This is a genomic window from Enterobacter sp. Ap-1006 (assembly GCF_011752835.1).
In the GTDB taxonomy this organism is placed as follows: Bacteria; Pseudomonadota; Gammaproteobacteria; order Enterobacterales; family Enterobacteriaceae; genus Cedecea.
Map to the genome: position 1 here is coordinate 308,483 of NZ_VWWU01000004.1, position 14,288 is coordinate 322,770.

The 14,288-nt window shown below is 58.1% G+C and carries 13 protein-coding genes; 10 read left to right on the plus strand and 3 right to left on the minus strand.

Annotated features, from left to right (window positions below; all coding sequences use genetic code 11):
• The first annotated feature begins 13 nt into the window (after positions 1–13).
• Genes F3J28_RS14320 through F3J28_RS14335 form a run of 4 tightly spaced genes read left to right on the plus strand, consistent with a single transcriptional unit; the run spans position 14 to position 3,425 of the window.
• The gene (locus F3J28_RS14320) at positions 14–1,057 is read left to right on the plus strand and encodes an ABC transporter permease (RefSeq protein WP_166877124.1); all 1,044 of its coding nucleotides are present in this window, start codon (positions 14–16) and stop codon (positions 1,055–1,057) included.
• Entirely contained in the window at positions 1,057–1,890 is an 834-nt protein-coding gene (locus F3J28_RS14325) for an ABC transporter permease (RefSeq protein ID WP_166877127.1), read from the plus strand. The genes F3J28_RS14320 and F3J28_RS14325 overlap by 1 nt, the downstream gene beginning before the upstream one ends.
• Positions 1,883–2,716 carry an ABC transporter ATP-binding protein gene (locus F3J28_RS14330; protein ID WP_166877130.1) on the plus strand — a complete coding sequence of 278 codons (834 nt, stop codon included), beginning with the start codon at positions 1,883–1,885 and terminating at the stop codon, positions 2,714–2,716. Before F3J28_RS14325 ends, F3J28_RS14330 begins: the two co-directional genes overlap by 8 nt.
• Positions 2,703–3,425 (plus strand): ABC transporter ATP-binding protein, encoded by a 723-nt coding sequence (locus F3J28_RS14335; protein WP_166877133.1) that lies wholly within the window; start codon positions 2,703–2,705, stop codon positions 3,423–3,425. Before F3J28_RS14330 ends, F3J28_RS14335 begins: the two co-directional genes overlap by 14 nt.
• 4 nt (positions 3,426–3,429) lie before the next feature.
• Here the strand turns inward: F3J28_RS14335 and F3J28_RS14340 are convergent, their stop codons facing one another.
• Positions 3,430–4,329, minus strand: coding sequence for a diguanylate cyclase (locus F3J28_RS14340; protein ID WP_166877136.1), 900 nt, complete (start codon positions 4,327–4,329; stop codon positions 3,430–3,432).
• 475 nt (positions 4,330–4,804) lie between these two features.
• On the opposite strand from F3J28_RS14340, the gene ygjG reads away from it, so the two are divergent.
• A complete protein-coding gene (ygjG, locus tag F3J28_RS14345) occupies positions 4,805–6,202 on the plus strand; it encodes a putrescine aminotransferase (RefSeq protein WP_205247198.1) in 1,398 nt (465 codons plus the stop codon).
• A 228-nt stretch (positions 6,203–6,430) separates the two neighbouring features.
• Here the strand turns inward: ygjG and lsrG are convergent, their stop codons facing one another.
• Positions 6,431–6,721, minus strand: a complete 291-nt coding sequence (gene lsrG, locus F3J28_RS14350; protein ID WP_008460496.1) for a (4S)-4-hydroxy-5-phosphonooxypentane-2,3-dione isomerase — start codon at positions 6,719–6,721, stop codon at positions 6,431–6,433.
• Positions 6,718–7,608: a 3-hydroxy-5-phosphonooxypentane-2,4-dione thiolase gene (gene lsrF / locus F3J28_RS14355; RefSeq protein WP_166877141.1), complete on the minus strand. Its 891-nt coding sequence runs from the start codon at positions 7,606–7,608 to the stop codon at positions 6,718–6,720. Before lsrF ends, lsrG begins: the two co-directional genes overlap by 4 nt.
• 169 nt (positions 7,609–7,777) lie before the next feature.
• Between lsrF and lsrK the strand changes: the two genes are divergently transcribed.
• The 5 genes from lsrK to F3J28_RS14380 all read left to right on the plus strand — a co-directional run bounded on the left by lsrK (position 7,778) and on the right by F3J28_RS14380 (position 14,230).
• Positions 7,778–9,358, plus strand: coding sequence for an autoinducer-2 kinase (gene lsrK, locus F3J28_RS14360; protein WP_166877144.1), 1,581 nt, complete (start codon positions 7,778–7,780; stop codon positions 9,356–9,358).
• A 438-nt stretch (positions 9,359–9,796) separates the two neighbouring features.
• On the plus strand, positions 9,797–10,780 hold the full coding sequence (locus F3J28_RS14365; RefSeq protein WP_008460493.1) for an alpha/beta fold hydrolase: 984 nt from the start codon (positions 9,797–9,799) through the stop codon (positions 10,778–10,780).
• An 80-nt stretch (positions 10,781–10,860) separates the two neighbouring features.
• Positions 10,861–11,601 (plus strand): response regulator, encoded by a 741-nt coding sequence (locus F3J28_RS14370; RefSeq protein WP_008460492.1) that lies wholly within the window; start codon positions 10,861–10,863, stop codon positions 11,599–11,601.
• Positions 11,598–12,911 carry a sensor histidine kinase gene (locus F3J28_RS14375; RefSeq protein WP_166877149.1) on the plus strand — a complete coding sequence of 438 codons (1,314 nt, stop codon included), beginning with the start codon at positions 11,598–11,600 and terminating at the stop codon, positions 12,909–12,911. Before F3J28_RS14370 ends, F3J28_RS14375 begins: the two co-directional genes overlap by 4 nt.
• 128 nt (positions 12,912–13,039) lie before the next feature.
• On the plus strand, positions 13,040–14,230 hold the full coding sequence (locus F3J28_RS14380; RefSeq protein ID WP_166877152.1) for a cytochrome c biogenesis protein DipZ: 1,191 nt from the start codon (positions 13,040–13,042) through the stop codon (positions 14,228–14,230).
• Positions 14,231–14,288 lie beyond the last annotated feature (58 nt).

Sequence of the window (14,288 nt, forward strand, 5' to 3'; positions counted from 1 at the left end):
AAAAGAGTTACCCATGTCCGAAGTCTCGCCTTCGTCGCATCGCCTGCGGCGTCCGCTGCTCACCCTGCTTCAGGGAATATTTACCCTTGCTCTGACCCTGATTGGCCTGCTGCTGATTACCTTCGCGTTGTCTGCGCTGTCCCCGGTGGACAGAGTGCTGCAAATCGTCGGCGACCACGCCAGCCAGTCAACTTACGATCAGGTTCGCCACCAGTTGGGGCTGGATCAGTCGCTGCCCGTGCAGTTCTGGCATTATCTGGTCAATCTCGCCCACGGCGATTTAGGCATAGCCAGCTCAACCGGCCAGCCGGTGCTGCATGATTTGCTTTCAGCTTTCCCCGCCACCCTGGAACTCGCCACCCTGGCGCTTATCGTCGGCAGCATACTTGGCGTACTTTTTGGTGTGCTTTGCGCACGGTTCGCCGGTTCACCGCTGGATCTCGTGGTGCGCACTTTTACCCTGCTGGGCAACTCCGTGCCTATTTTCTGGCTGGGTCTGCTGATGCTGGCGCTCTTTTATGCACGCCTGCAGTGGAGCGCCGGACCCGGGCGGCTGGACGATATTTACCAGTACAGCGTCGAGGCCAAAACGGGCTTCGTGCTGATCGACACCTGGCTTTCCGGCGATAAAGGCGCGTTTCTCAACGCCATTAACCACCTGATTCTGCCGGTACTGCTGTTGGCCTATTATTCTCTCGCCAGCATCACCCGCCTGACCCGCACGGCCTGCCTGAGCGAAATGAACAAAGAGTACATTACGCTCGCCCGCGCGAAGGGCGCAGGCGACATGGCGATTCTGCTGCGCCATGTTTTGCCCAATATTCGCGGCACGCTGTTCACCGTGATCGCTCTGGCTTACACCAGCATGCTCGAAGGTGCGGTGCTGACGGAAACCGTCTTCTCCTGGCCGGGTATTGGCCGCTATCTCACCACCGCGCTTTTTGCCGGGGATACCACCGCCATCATGGGCGGGACGCTGCTGATTGGCGTGTCGTTTGTGCTGATCAATAACCTGACCGACATTCTGGTGCGCGCCACCGACCCGAGGATCCGCTGATGCCGTCTTCTCTTTTTCTGCGACGCATGCTGCGCTCCCCGGCGGCCCTTAGCGGGCTGATTATCATTGCCGGGCTGGTGCTTATCGCGCTGTTTGCGCCGTGGCTGGCTCCGTTCGATCCCAACTGGCAGGATGCCGCCGCGCGCCTGCAGGCGCCCAACGCCCAACATCTGCTGGGCACCGACAGCTATGGCCGCGACCTGCTTTCTCGCCTGCTCTACGGCACTCGCCCGGCGCTGGGCCTGGTGCTGCTGGTGACCATTATTACCCTGCCGGTTGGGCTGCTAATTGGCATTCTGTCCGGCTATTACGGCGGCTGGCTGGAGCGTATCTTGATGCGCTTTACCGATGTAGTCATGTCGATGCCCCGCCTGATTTTGGCCTTTGCCTTTGTGGCAATGCTCGGCCCAGGACTGGTTAACGGCGCGCTGGCGCTGGCTTTGACCACCTGGCCCGCCTATGCCCGCCAGGCAAGAAGTGAAATACAGCGCCTGCGCCATAGCGATTATCTTGCGGCCGCAGAAATGATGGGCATCAAAGGCTTGCGGCTGCTGGTAGGCCATATTCTGCCGCTGTGCCTGCCTTCCGCCATCGTGCGCCTGGCGCTGGATCTGGCCGGGATTATTCTTGCCGCCGCCGGTCTGGGTTTCCTCGGCTTAGGCGCCCGCCCGCCGATGTCTGAATGGGGCGCGATGATTGCCGACGGAATGCAGGTCATTTTCGACCAATGGTGGATTGCCGCCATTCCGGGCACCGCCATTCTGCTGAGCAGCCTGGCGTTTAACCTGCTGGGCGATGGCCTGCGCGACGTGCTGGAGCCGCAACATGACTAACAGAATTACCGTTTCCGGGCTGAATATCGACTATCCCGGCAGCCGGGTAGTCAGCAACCTCTCCTTCACGCTGGGCAATGAACGCCTGGCGCTGGTCGGCGAATCCGGCTCAGGCAAATCCATGACGGCTCGCGCGCTGATGGGGCTGGTGCGTAAACCAGGCAAAGTGAGTGCAGAGCAGCTCAGCGTGATGGGGCACAACCTGCTCGACATGAATGCCCGGAACTGGAACCAGCTGCGCGGCAGTGACATCGCCATGGTGCTGCAGGACCCGCGCTATGCGCTGAACCCGGTCAAAAGCGTGCAGCAGCAAATTGACGAAGCGCTACGATTGCACCAGAAGCTGTCCACTGCCGAACGCCGCGATCGCTGTCGCGAACTGGTGCAATCCGTTGGCTTGCCGGATGCGGTTCTGATGCGTTACCCCGGCGAACTGTCCGGCGGCATGGGCCAGCGCGTGATGATCGCCATTGCGCTCGCCAATAATCCCAAAGTGCTGATCGCTGACGAACCTACGTCGGCGCTCGACGCCCGTCTGCGCAACCAAATCCTTGAGCTGCTGGTAGCCCAGTGCGAACAGCGGCAAATGGCGCTGCTGTTGATCAGCCACGATCTGCCGCTGGTGGCTGAACACTGCCACCGCGTGCTGGTGATGTACCAGGGCCAAAAAGTCGATGAAATGGCGGCAAGCGAGCTGCCGCAGGCCACGCATCCTTACACGCGCACGCTCTGGACCTGCCGTCCAAATGCCGACACCTACGGGCAGATGCTACCGACGCTGAACCGCATCGAATTCCAGCCAGGAGAAACCTATGGCGATCGTTAAGGTTGATAATCTAAGCGTGCAGTTCGCCGCCAAAGGCGGGATCAAAACCGCCGTCGCCGGAGCCAGTTTCTCTCTTGAACAGGGCGAGACATTTAGCCTGATTGGCGCTTCCGGCTGCGGGAAATCTACCATTCTGCGCGTGCTGGCCGGGCTACAGCGTGACTGGAAGGGAGATGTGGAGCTGATGGGTAACCGCATTGCGGCAGGGAAACGCTTCCAGGGCGCGCTGCGTCGCGAAGTGCAAATGGTGTTCCAGGATCCGTATGCCTCGCTGCACCCCAACCACACGATTTGGCGCACGCTGGCCGAGCCGCTGAAAATCCACGGTGAAAGCGAGATTGAAGCCCGAGTGGCGGAAGCATTAGAGCAGGTCGGCCTGCCGTCCGAGGCGGCAAAACGCTACCCGCACCAGCTTTCCGGCGGCCAGCGCCAGCGCGTGGCGATTGCCCGTGCGCTGCTGCTTCGCCCCAAAATTCTGCTGCTCGACGAACCCACTTCCGCGCTGGATATGTCGGTCCAGGCGGAGATCCTCAACCTGCTCAATCGTCTGAAGCAGCAGCACGGCATGACCTATCTGCTGGTCAGCCACGATGCCGACGTGATTGCGCATATGTCCGACCGGGCGGCGTTTATGGCCAACGGGGTGATTGAGCGCAGCTTCGATCGTGCTGCGCTGGTGAACGGGGAACACAGGATGGCGAACGCGTAACGCATTATTCCAGCGTGACCATTTCTTCGTCAGGCAAAGCCAGAATACAGCGATTGCGGCCCGTGTTTTTGCCGTAATACATGGCTTTGTCTGCCCGACCAATGGCGCTGTGCAGGGAATCATTCGCACTGACGAGGGTCAGCCCCCCGGTTACCGTCACGCGGATTGACTGGTCATCCACGCTGATGGGCTGGCTGGCTAAGTGCTGGCAAATGCGCTGCCCGGCCTGCTCTGCCTGCTCACGACTGGTCGCTTCCAGCAGCATAATAAACTCCTCGCCGCCAAAGCGATAAATGCGCTCTTCGCTACGCGTAGCCCCTTTAAGAATGGACGCGACGCTGCGCAACACATCATCTCCGGCGTTATGTCCCCAGGTGTCATTGATCGTTTTAAAACGGTCAATATCCATGATCAGCAAATAAAGGCTGTGCTCCGCACGCTCGCAGCGAGAGCGTATCAGCGGAAATTCCTGATACATTAAATGGCGTAGCGGCAGGCCGGTTAACGCGTCGTACAAATTGCGGTAGGAGAAAAGATATTCTTTATACTGGTCGATACTGGAAATAAAATTTTGCTGCGCTTCATTGTAATGATTCAGCAATTCTTCACTAACCTGTCTGCCGATAATAGATAACATGAGTACCCGGGCAGCATCGTGCATATCGGTGTGGTGCTTATCAATCAGCAAAATCAACTCCCGGTCCAGACTCCCCCCCTGCAAACGCTGCCCCAGCCAGCGGCTGAAACGACAATGCTGATGGGAATGCAGATCGTTGATTTCTTTATCGGATTCACCGCCCAGCAGGCTGAGGCGCAGGCACTTATTTGCCCAGTTATAATGATCGCGAATGGCAATATTTAGCTCTGATAAAGAGCTGTCGATGTCCTTTATATTGATGGTCACGCTATGCACACCTTGTGTTTAACGGGTCAAGTTAATATCCACCACCTGATGATAACGAATATCGCGGGTTAATTTTCACGCCGAATCATAACTTAAACAAATCCTAAACGGCCAATCCAAATTAAAAACTTTACGAATAAGGACATTTATTGTTATACGGTATTTCAGAATAAATAAGCCTCTATTAACCATTAAGAAATGCTAAACAATAACAAGCCCGATCTTTATTTTCCTTTTGCGCCATACGGAAACATGTCGCCCCAAAATGGTGCGAATCTCTTCTCAGCAAGGTCATGCTCATTCAATCGGCCTTCAGCATTAAAAACACGCAAAATGTAATCTATTGTGATTAATTATTGCACAGATGTACTCCTGCGGGCGTTTATCCCGATTTCACTTACGGCGCGCTACCTGGCGCAATCCCTGCAATACTTATTTTGTGTATCGCGTGATACGCCACACCCAGGAGCACATTTTGAACAGGTTACCTTCCAGCGCCTCGGCCCTTGCCTGTACGGCGCACGCACTGAACATTATTGAAAAGAAGTCACTTAGCCATGAGGAGATGAAGGCGCTAAACCGGGAGGTGATTGATAGCTTCCAGCAGCACGTTAATCCGGGTTTTCTTGAGTACCGCAAGTCCGTTACCGCCGGCGGGGATTACGGAGCCGTAGAGTGGCAAGCGAGCAGCCTGAATACGCTTGTCGACACCCAGGGCAAAGAGTATATCGATTGCCTGGGTGGGTTCGGCATCTTTAACGTGGGGCACCGTAATCCAGTCGTTGTTTCCGCCGTCCAGCATCAGCTTGAAAAGCAGCCCCTGCACAGCCAGGAACTGCTCGACCCTCTGAGGGCGATGCTCGCTAAAACGCTTGCCACACTGACTCCGGGTAAACTCAAATACAGCTTCTTTAGCAACAGCGGCACAGAATCCGTGGAAGCCGCAATAAAACTGGCCAAAGCGTACCAGTCACCACGAGGGAAATTTACCTTTATTGCTACCAGCGGCGCGTTCCACGGCAAGTCTCTGGGCGCACTTTCGGCCACGGCGAAATCCACTTTCCGTAAACCATTTATGCCGCTGCTGCCGGGATTCCGCCACGTGCCATTTGGCAATATCGAGGCATTACGCACGCAGTTCAGCGAATGTCGCAAAACCGGTGATGATGTAGCCGCGCTGATCCTTGAGCCCATCCAGGGCGAAGGCGGGGTGATTCTGCCGCCGCCAGGCTATTTGCCTGCGGTGCGTCAACTTTGCGACGAGTACGGCGTGCTGCTGATTCTGGATGAAGTGCAAACCGGGATGGGCCGCACCGGCAGGATGTTTGCCTGCGAACACGAAAACGTGCAGCCGGACATTCTATGCCTTGCAAAAGCGTTGGGCGGCGGCGTGATGCCGATTGGTGCCACGGTTGCGACAGAAGAGGTGTTTTCCGTGCTGTTTGATAACCCGTTCCTGCACACCACCACGTTTGGCGGCAACCCGCTGGCCTGCGCTGCGGCGCTGGCGACTATTCACTACCTATTGGAAGAGAATCTGCCTGCTCAGGCGGCTCAGAAAGGGCAACTGCTGCTGGATGGCTTCCGGGCGCTGGCCCGTGAGTTCCCCGATCTGGTTGTTGAGGCACGCGGCCAGGGGCTGTTAATGGCGATTGAGTTCTGCGACAACGACATCGGCTACGAGTTTGCCAGCCAGATGTTCCGCCAGCAGGTGCTGGTGGCCGGGACGCTGAATAATTCCAAAACCATTCGGGTCGAACCGCCGCTAACGCTGACCATTGAGCAGTGCGAGCATGTGCTTGAGTGCGCGAAGCGCGCGCTTTACAGGCTGAGAGTGACGCAGGATGAGACGGCAGAGGCGCAGGAAAGCTGAGTGACCCTCACCCCAACCCTCTCCCTAACAGGGAGAGGGTGTTTTCCGCGTCTGCTAACCGTTTTTTATCCCCTCTCCCCCCATTAAGGAGAGGGATTTTTCCGTGTCTGCTGAATCGCTTTCTTATCCTCTTCCCCTTGAGGCGAGGGCGTTTTGCCTGTACCACCCACTCCCTTTGTTTTTTCCCCTCTCCCCCATGGGGAGAGGGCCAGGGTGAGGGGGCATTCCCTACGGCAGCAGCCCAATAAAGCTCTGCTTCTTACGCGGCTCAGACATCATCTCATCCAGCTTCTCAACGCAGGCGAGATAGTGCGGGGTCTTCTTATGCGCCAGCACCGCGGCCTCATCCTGATAGGCCTCGTAGATATAAAATCGCGTTGAAACCTCCGGGTCCTGCAGCACATCAAAGCGTAAATTACCGGGCTCTTTGATGGCGCCTTCGTGATTCGCCCGAAACACGTCCAGAAACTCGTCGACCCGCTCTGGCTTAATGTTGATCTCCACCAGCGTGACGTTCATGCCTTACCTCCCTGATGCTTCGCTTCAAGCCAGAACTGATAGGCTTCGCGGGCAGATGCTTTCTCGTGCACCACCTTCTTCACCGCCTGCAGCATCGCCAGGGGTGCTTCAGACTGGAAGATATTGCGCCCCATATCCACACCGGATGCGCCCTGGTCTATCGCCTTAAAGCACATCTCCAGCGCCTCCTGCTCGGGCAGTTTTTTACCTCCGGCGATAACGATCGGCACCGGGCAGCTGGCGGCGACTTTCTCAAAACCTTCCTCAACGAAGTAGGTTTTTACAAACTGCGCCCCAAGCTCGGCGGCAATGCGGCTAGACAGCGAGAAGTAGCGCGCGTCACGGGCCATTTCTTTGCCCACGCCGGTAACCGCCAGCGTAGGAATGCCGTAGCGCGTTCCCTCGTCCACCAGCTTGATGATGTTGTTGATCGACTGATGCTCATACTCGCTGCCGATATAAATCTGCGCGGCCACCGCGCAGGCGTTGAGGCGCAAAGCATCCTCCATCGTCACGGCGACGCTTTCGCGCGAGAGTTCGCTGAGGATCGAATTGCCGCCGGAGGCGCGCAGCACAACAGGTTTGTTGGTGGCAGGCGGGACCACGCTGCGCAGAATGCCGCGGGTACACATCAGTACGTCGGTTTCAGGGAACAGCGGCGCAATGGAGAGGTCAATACGCTCCAGGCCGGTTGTCGGCCCCTGAAAATAGCCGTGATCGAAAGCCAACATCACGGTGCGCCCGGTGCCGGGGTTAAAAATCCTCGCCAGCCGCGACTGCATGCCCCAGTCCAGCGCCCCGCTTCCCTTCAGGTAAAACGCCCGGTTCTCCTGCGGCTGGCCAATACCGAAGTCTTTTCCATCTTTAATATCATCCAGATCTGCCATCAAGTTCTCTCCCGGATCCATCAGTGAATAAGAGATAGTGTTCAAAAACTTAGTCAGGGATCGCCCATCGCAACCGTGCAGCGATCACAAAACATCCAAATAGATCGGTCAGATCGCCCGCGATGGATAAGAGTTTATTTATTGAACGAGCGACGGAAGAGGTCTGTGAATGAGTTATCTACTTGCACTGGACGCCGGAACGGGCAGTATCCGCGCCGTGATCTTCGATACTTCTGGCCAGCAAATAGCCGTTGGCCAGGCCGAATGGAAGCACTTGAGCGTGACAGATGTGCCGGGATCGATGGAGTTCGATCTCGCCGTTAACTGGCAGCTGGCCTGCCGCTGCATCCGAGAGGCCCTGCACAACGCTAACCTCTCCTCTTCGGCGATAAGTGCCGTTGCCTGTTGCTCTATGAGGGAAGGGATTGTGCTGTACGATCGCCACGGCGAGCCAATCTGGGCCTGCGCAAACGTGGATGCTCGCGCCAGCCGCGAAGTCAGCGAGCTGAAAGAGATCCACGACTTCCAGTTTGAATCCGAGGTGTACCAGGTTTCAGGCCAGACGCTGGCGCTGAGCGCCATGCCCCGCCTGCTTTGGCTGGCACACCATCGCCCGGATATCTACCGCAAAGCCGCCACCATCACCATGATCAGCGACTGGCTGGCGGCCAAACTCTCCGGTGAGCTGGCAGTTGACCCTTCTAACGCCGGTACGACCGGGATGTTGGATCTATCGACCCGCGACTGGCGGCCTGCCCTGCTGGATATGGCCGGGCTGCGCGCCGACATACTTTCCCCGGTCAAAGAAACCGGCACCGTGCTGGGCGGCATAACCCCACAGGCGGCTGAAGAAAGCGGGTTGCTAAAAGGCACGCCGGTGGTGATGGGCGGCGGCGACGTCCAGCTTGGCTGCCTGGGGCTGGGCATCGTCCGGCCTGGGCAGACGGCGGTGCTGGGCGGCACATTCTGGCAGCAGGTGGTGAACCTGCCGGCCATCAAAACCGACCCCGACATGAACATCCGCATTAACCCGCACGTCATCCACAACATGGTGCAGGCGGAGTCCATTAGCTTTTTCACCGGCCTGACGATGCGCTGGTTCCGGGACGCCTTCTGCGCGGAAGAAAAGCTGCTGGCCGAGCGCCTCGGCGTGGATACCTATTCGCTAATGGAAGAGATGGCGGGCCGGGTACCTGCGGGCTCCCACGGGGTGATGCCCATTTTCTCTGATGCCATGCATTTCAAGCAGTGGTACCACGCCGCGCCGTCGTTCATTAACCTCTCCATCGACCCTGAGAAGTGCAACAAAGCGACGCTATTCCGCGCCTTAGAGGAGAACGCGGCGATTGTCTCCGCCTGTAATCTGGAGCAGATTTCCGGCTTTTCTGGCGTGAGGTTCGACTCGCTTGTCTTCGCCGGAGGTGGTTCAAAAGGCGCGCTGTGGAGCCAGATCCTGAGCGATGTCACCGGCCTGCCGGTGCGCGTGCCTGTGGTCAAAGAGGCCACGGCGCTGGGCTGCGCGATTGCCGCTGGCGTAGGCGCCGGGCTTTTTGATTCGCTAGCCAGTACAGGTGAGCGTCTGGTGCAGTGGCAGCGAGAGTTCACGCCAAATCCGGCGCACCGCGAGCTTTACGACGAGATGAAGCGCAAATGGCAAAAAGTGTATGCCGACCAGTTAACGCTGGTGGACAGCGGCCTGACGACGTCGATGTGGCAGGCGCCGGGGCTTGTGCCGAGAGTGGCAGGATAATTTTCCCCCTCTCCCCGGCCCTCTCCCCAGAGGGGCGAGGGGGAAAACAAACAACACAGAATATTTTCATCCCCTCACCCCGACCCTCTCCCCAGAGGGGCGAGGGGGAAACAAACAACGCAGAATAATTTCATCCCCTCACCCCGGCCCTCTCCCCACAGGGGAGAGGGGGAAAACAAACAACACAGAATATTTTCATCCCCTCACCCCGGCCCTCTCCCCAGAGGGGCGAGGGGGAAACAAACAGCGTAGGATATTTTTATCCCCTCTCCCTTCCAGGGAGAGGGCCAGGGTGAGGGTAAAAACACTTTGTATCACACTGTATCCACGACCCCGCCAGATACGCCGCCATGCAAAAAGGGCGGTTTGAAAAACACACCGCCTACAATCTCGTGATGTGATAACCGAACATTTTCTAATGGCTTTGGAGAAAACATCATGTTCAACAAACTGACCCTGTCTGCGCTGATTGCCCCTCTTTCTCTCTCGGTCGTCTTCGCCTGCCAGGCGGAAGCCGCGGGCTTCGATGCCGGACAAATAAAACAGATTAACGCGGGCGTGCTGAACGTCGGCTATGTCGATCTCGGCCCGAAAGACGGGCAGCCGGTAATTCTGCTGCACGGCTGGCCCTACGACATCAACAGCTTTGATACGGTAGCGCCTGAGCTGGCAAAGCAGGGCTATCGGGTTATCGTGCCAAATCTGCGCGGCTTCGGCAGCACCCGGTTCCTTTCCCCTTCCACTCCTCGTAATGGTGAACCGGCGGCGCTGGCTCAGGATACCGTTGCGCTAATGGATGCGTTGCATATCAAACAGGCCATTTTCGCTGGCTACGACTGGGGCGCACGCACGGCGGATATCGTAGCGGCGCTGCACCCTGAACGGGTGAAAGCGCTGGTGTCGGTCAGCGGCTATCTGATTAGCAGCCAGGAAGCAGGGAAAAAACCGCTGCCGCCGCAGGCCGAGCTGCAGTGGTGGTATCAGTTTTATTTCGCGACTCCACGCGGCGCGGCAGGATATGAGAAAAACACCCATGACTTCGCCAGACTGATCTGGCAGCAGGCTTCGCCGGGCTGGAAGTTCAGCGATGAAACCTTTAACACCAGCGCCAAATCACTGGATAACCCGGACCACGTTGCGATTACCCTGAGCAACTATCGCTGGCGCCAGGGGCTGGAAAACGGCGAGCAGAAGTACGCGGCTGATGAGAAAAAGCTGGCTGCGCTGCCGAATATCACCGTGCCAACCATCACCATTGAAGGCGACAACAACGGCGCACCACATCCTGCACCGGCGGCCTATGCGGCGAAATTTACCGGCAAATATGAACACCGAACCTTCAGTGGAAACATCGGCCATAACCCACCGCAAGAAGCGCCAGAGGCGTTTGTGAAGGCAGTGGTAGATGCCGGTAAGTTGTAGTAAAAAAAGAAAAACATAGCCGTTCACTACCGGGCGGCTATGCTAGTTTTAGCCTTCACTTTTAGCGCCGGGAGCCCCAGGTGGAACATATCGATCATATTCTCGTGGTGGACGACGACCGCGACATTCGCGAGTTAATCGTCAGCTATCTGGAAAAATCCGGCTACCGGGCCAGCGGCGCGGCCAACGGCAAAGAGATGCGTTCCGTTCTGGATAAGCAGCACGTCGATTTAGTGGTGCTGGACGTGATGATGCCCGGCGACGACGGGCTGACGCTCTGCCGCCAGCTGCGCAGCGATAAGCACAAAGATCTGCCTATTTTAATGCTGACCGCCAGAAACGAAGACAGTGACCGGATCCTCGGCCTCGAAATGGGCGCGGACGACTACGTGGTAAAACCTTTTGTCGCCCGCGAACTGCTGGCGCGGATCAAGGCGATCCTTCGTCGCTTCCGCGCGCTCCCGCCCAATTTGCAGGTGACCGAAGCGGGCAGGATCATCGCTTTTGGCGAGTGGCAGCTTGATACTTCGGCCCGGCATCTGATTGATTTACAAGGTACGATCGTTGCCCTGAGCGGGGCGGAATATCGCCTGCTGCGCGTGTTTTTGGATCATCCACAGCGGGTTTTGACGCGCGATCAGCTGCTGAACCTGACTCAAGGCCGCGACGCCGAGCTGTTTGAACGCTCCATCGATTTACTGGTCAGCCGCGTTCGCCAGCGCCTGAACGAAGATGCCCGCACTCCGGCCTATATCAAAACCGTGCGTAGCGAAGGCTATGTGCTTTCCGTTCCCGTGACGATCGTCGAGGCGCGAGAATGAGGCTTTGGCCCCGAACTCTGCTGTCCCGGCTGTTTCTTATCGTTCTTGTCGGTCTGCTGCTGGCTAACGGCCTGACTCTGGCGCTAACCACACTCGAGAGAATGAACAGCGCCCGCAGCGTGATGCTGGATAACCTGCAAAACAACGTTGCCACCAGCGTCGCGATCCTCGACAAGCTACCGGCCAATGAGCGACCGGCCTGGCTGGACCGGCTCGCCCGGGAAAATTACCACTACATTCTTGGACCAGGGACACCGGGCAAACCACCCACCGACGAACGTTCTAAAGACGCTATTGCGTCTCTGAAAGAGGCGCTGGGCGAGCATTATCAGCTCGATTTCACCGCCATTCCCGGTATGCGTTCCCATATTCAGGCGCATTTGACGCTGGCCGACGGCTCGCCGCTGACCATCGATCTTACGCCGCGTATGCCGCCGATTGAAACCTGGCTGCCGGTGGTGATTGCCATCCAGCTTGTCCTGCTGGCGCTTTGCGCGTGGTTTGCCGTGCGCCAGGTGGTGTTGCCGTTTACCCGTTTTACCCGCGCCGTTGAAGCGCTGGAACCCGCCAGCTCAAGCCCCGTGGACATGCAGGAAAGCGGCCCGCTGGAAGTGGAACACGCGGCCAAAGCGTTTAACGCGATGCAGGCCAGAATCCAGGGGCATCTGAAAGAACGCACGCAAATTCTGGCGTCCATTTCGCATGATTTACAGACGCCGATTACCCGCATGAAGCTGCGTCTGGAGATGAGCGACGAGCCGGAACTGCGCGACAAACTAATGCAGGATCTGGACAACATGACGCATCTCGTCCGCGAGGGCATCGCCTATGCAAGGTCGTCGGAAAGTCTGGAAGAGGCTCCCCAGCGGATTGAATTGAGGGCGTTTGTGGACAGCATTGCCTGCGATTATCAGGACGTTGGCAAAGCCGTGACGTTTGCCGTGACGTTTGCCGCGCCGGAAGTGTCACTCCCGCTTTCGACCCGCCCCCAGGCGCTGCGCCGTATTCTGACCAACCTGCTGGATAATGCGCTGAAGTTCGGCACCGCCGCTGAAGTCAGCCTGACGGCGGGAGCCAGCCAGGTCACGCTGGCTGTGTGCGATAACGGGCCGGGGATCCCCGAGGAGGAGCTGGACGCCGTGTTGCAGCCTTTTTACCGCGTGGAAAGTTCCAGAAATCGCGACACCGGCGGCACCGGGCTTGGGCTGGCGATAGCCGCCCAGCTTGTCGGCCAGTTAGGGGGGAAATTAACGCTGACTAACCGGCCACAGGGCGGTTTACAGGCCTGCATCACGCTGCCTGTAGCCTGATTGTATCGCTCTGTATGCCGCCGAGTCGCCGACAAACAAACTGACAATCAGGACGGTTTTCCCACACATCACGAACACATCAGGCGGGTTAAATACCCCGAAATCATCCTGTAACCGTGAGGTGTGTTATGCCCGTTCTGATTGCCTTTCTTGGCGGTATGCTCAGTTTATTAAGCCCCTGTACGCTGCCCGTTATTCCTCTGCTTTTCGCTGCATTTCGCGGCAAAAAACGCCAAATCATCGCCCTGCTTGCTGGCATGGTGGCCATGTTCACCGCCGTGGCTTTGCTGGTCGGCGCTGCCGGGGAGTGGATCGTGCGCGCCACGCTGGCTGGCCGCTGGGTAGCGCTGGCGATGCTGGCGCTTGCCGCGCTCACGCTCATCTTCCCCGCGCTTGCCGAACGGCTGATGCGCCCGGCGGTGCAGATGGGGAATGCCATCAACAACCAAAGCTACCGCGCTCGCGGCACGCTGTCGGCTTTTCTGGCCGGACTGGCGGTGGGGCTGCTTTGGTCGCCCTGCGCGGGGCCGATTTTGGGGGCCATTCTCGGCCTCGGCTTGTCCGGCTCTTCGACTGTCACCACCGGCCTGCTGCTGGCGACCTACGGCAGCGGCTGCGCGCTGATGCTGGCGCTGCTGTGGTTCTGCGGTCACCGGCTGCTGGCTCGCCTGCGTGAGAAAATGGCGCTGATGGCCCAGCTGCGTCGAGCGGCTGGCGTGGCTATGCTTGCCACGGTGGCGTTTATCGCCTCCGGCACCACGGCGGTGCTGCAAAACGCCAACGGTTTCGGCGCGAAGCTGGAGCAGCGCCTGCTGGCCTTCTCCCCCGCCACCACGCCAGCGCCTAAGCTGCAGCCTATTGTGGATCCCGCGCCCACCAGCGCAATGCCGCCGCTTTCCGGGGGAACCGCATGGATCAATAGCCCGCCGCTGACGCCAGAGGCACTGAAAGGCAAAGTCGTGCTGATCGATTTTTGGACCTTCGATTGCATTAACTGCCAGCACGCGCTGCCGCACGTCCGGGAATGGGCCAACAAGTATAAAGATCAGGGCCTGGTGGTGATTGGCGTGCATACGCCGGAGTACCCGTGGGAGAAAGATCTGGATTCGGTGAAAAAGGCAGTAGCCAAGTGGCAGCTGCCGTACCCGGTCGTCACCGACAATAACTACCAGATCTGGAATGCCTTCGGAAACCAGTACTGGCCAGCGCATTATTACTTCGACGCTCGCGGACAGCTGCGCAATGTCTCTTTCGGCGAGGGGAATTACAAGCAGCAGGAGCAGGTTATTCAGAAGCTGCTGAAAGAGGCTCGCGCCTGATTTGGCTTTCGGGGAGGCGGGAATATGACTCTCATCACATTCACCGCACTCCCCTTTT

What these genes read in the sequence shown, in the direction of transcription:
- F3J28_RS14320 (WP_166877124.1), top strand. Translation starts at nt 14, where the DNA reads ATGTCCGAAGTCTCGCCTTCGTCGCATCGCCTGCGGCGTCCGCTGCTC.
- F3J28_RS14325 (WP_166877127.1), top strand. Translation starts at nt 1,057, where the DNA reads ATGCCGTCTTCTCTTTTTCTGCGACGCATGCTGCGCTCCCCGGCGGCC.
- F3J28_RS14330 (WP_166877130.1), top strand. Translation starts at nt 1,883, where the DNA reads ATGACTAACAGAATTACCGTTTCCGGGCTGAATATCGACTATCCCGGC.
- F3J28_RS14335 (WP_166877133.1), top strand. Translation starts at nt 2,703, where the DNA reads ATGGCGATCGTTAAGGTTGATAATCTAAGCGTGCAGTTCGCCGCCAAA.
- lsrG (WP_008460496.1), bottom strand. Translation starts at nt 6,721, where the DNA reads ATGAACGTCACGCTGGTGGAGATCAACATTAAGCCAGAGCGGGTCGAC.
- lsrF (WP_166877141.1), bottom strand. Translation starts at nt 7,608, where the DNA reads ATGGCAGATCTGGATGATATTAAAGATGGAAAAGACTTCGGTATTGGC.
- lsrK (WP_166877144.1), top strand. Translation starts at nt 7,778, where the DNA reads ATGAGTTATCTACTTGCACTGGACGCCGGAACGGGCAGTATCCGCGCC.
- F3J28_RS14365 (WP_008460493.1), top strand. Translation starts at nt 9,797, where the DNA reads ATGTTCAACAAACTGACCCTGTCTGCGCTGATTGCCCCTCTTTCTCTC.
- F3J28_RS14375 (WP_166877149.1), top strand. Translation starts at nt 11,598, where the DNA reads ATGAGGCTTTGGCCCCGAACTCTGCTGTCCCGGCTGTTTCTTATCGTT.
- F3J28_RS14380 (WP_166877152.1), top strand. Translation starts at nt 13,040, where the DNA reads ATGCCCGTTCTGATTGCCTTTCTTGGCGGTATGCTCAGTTTATTAAGC.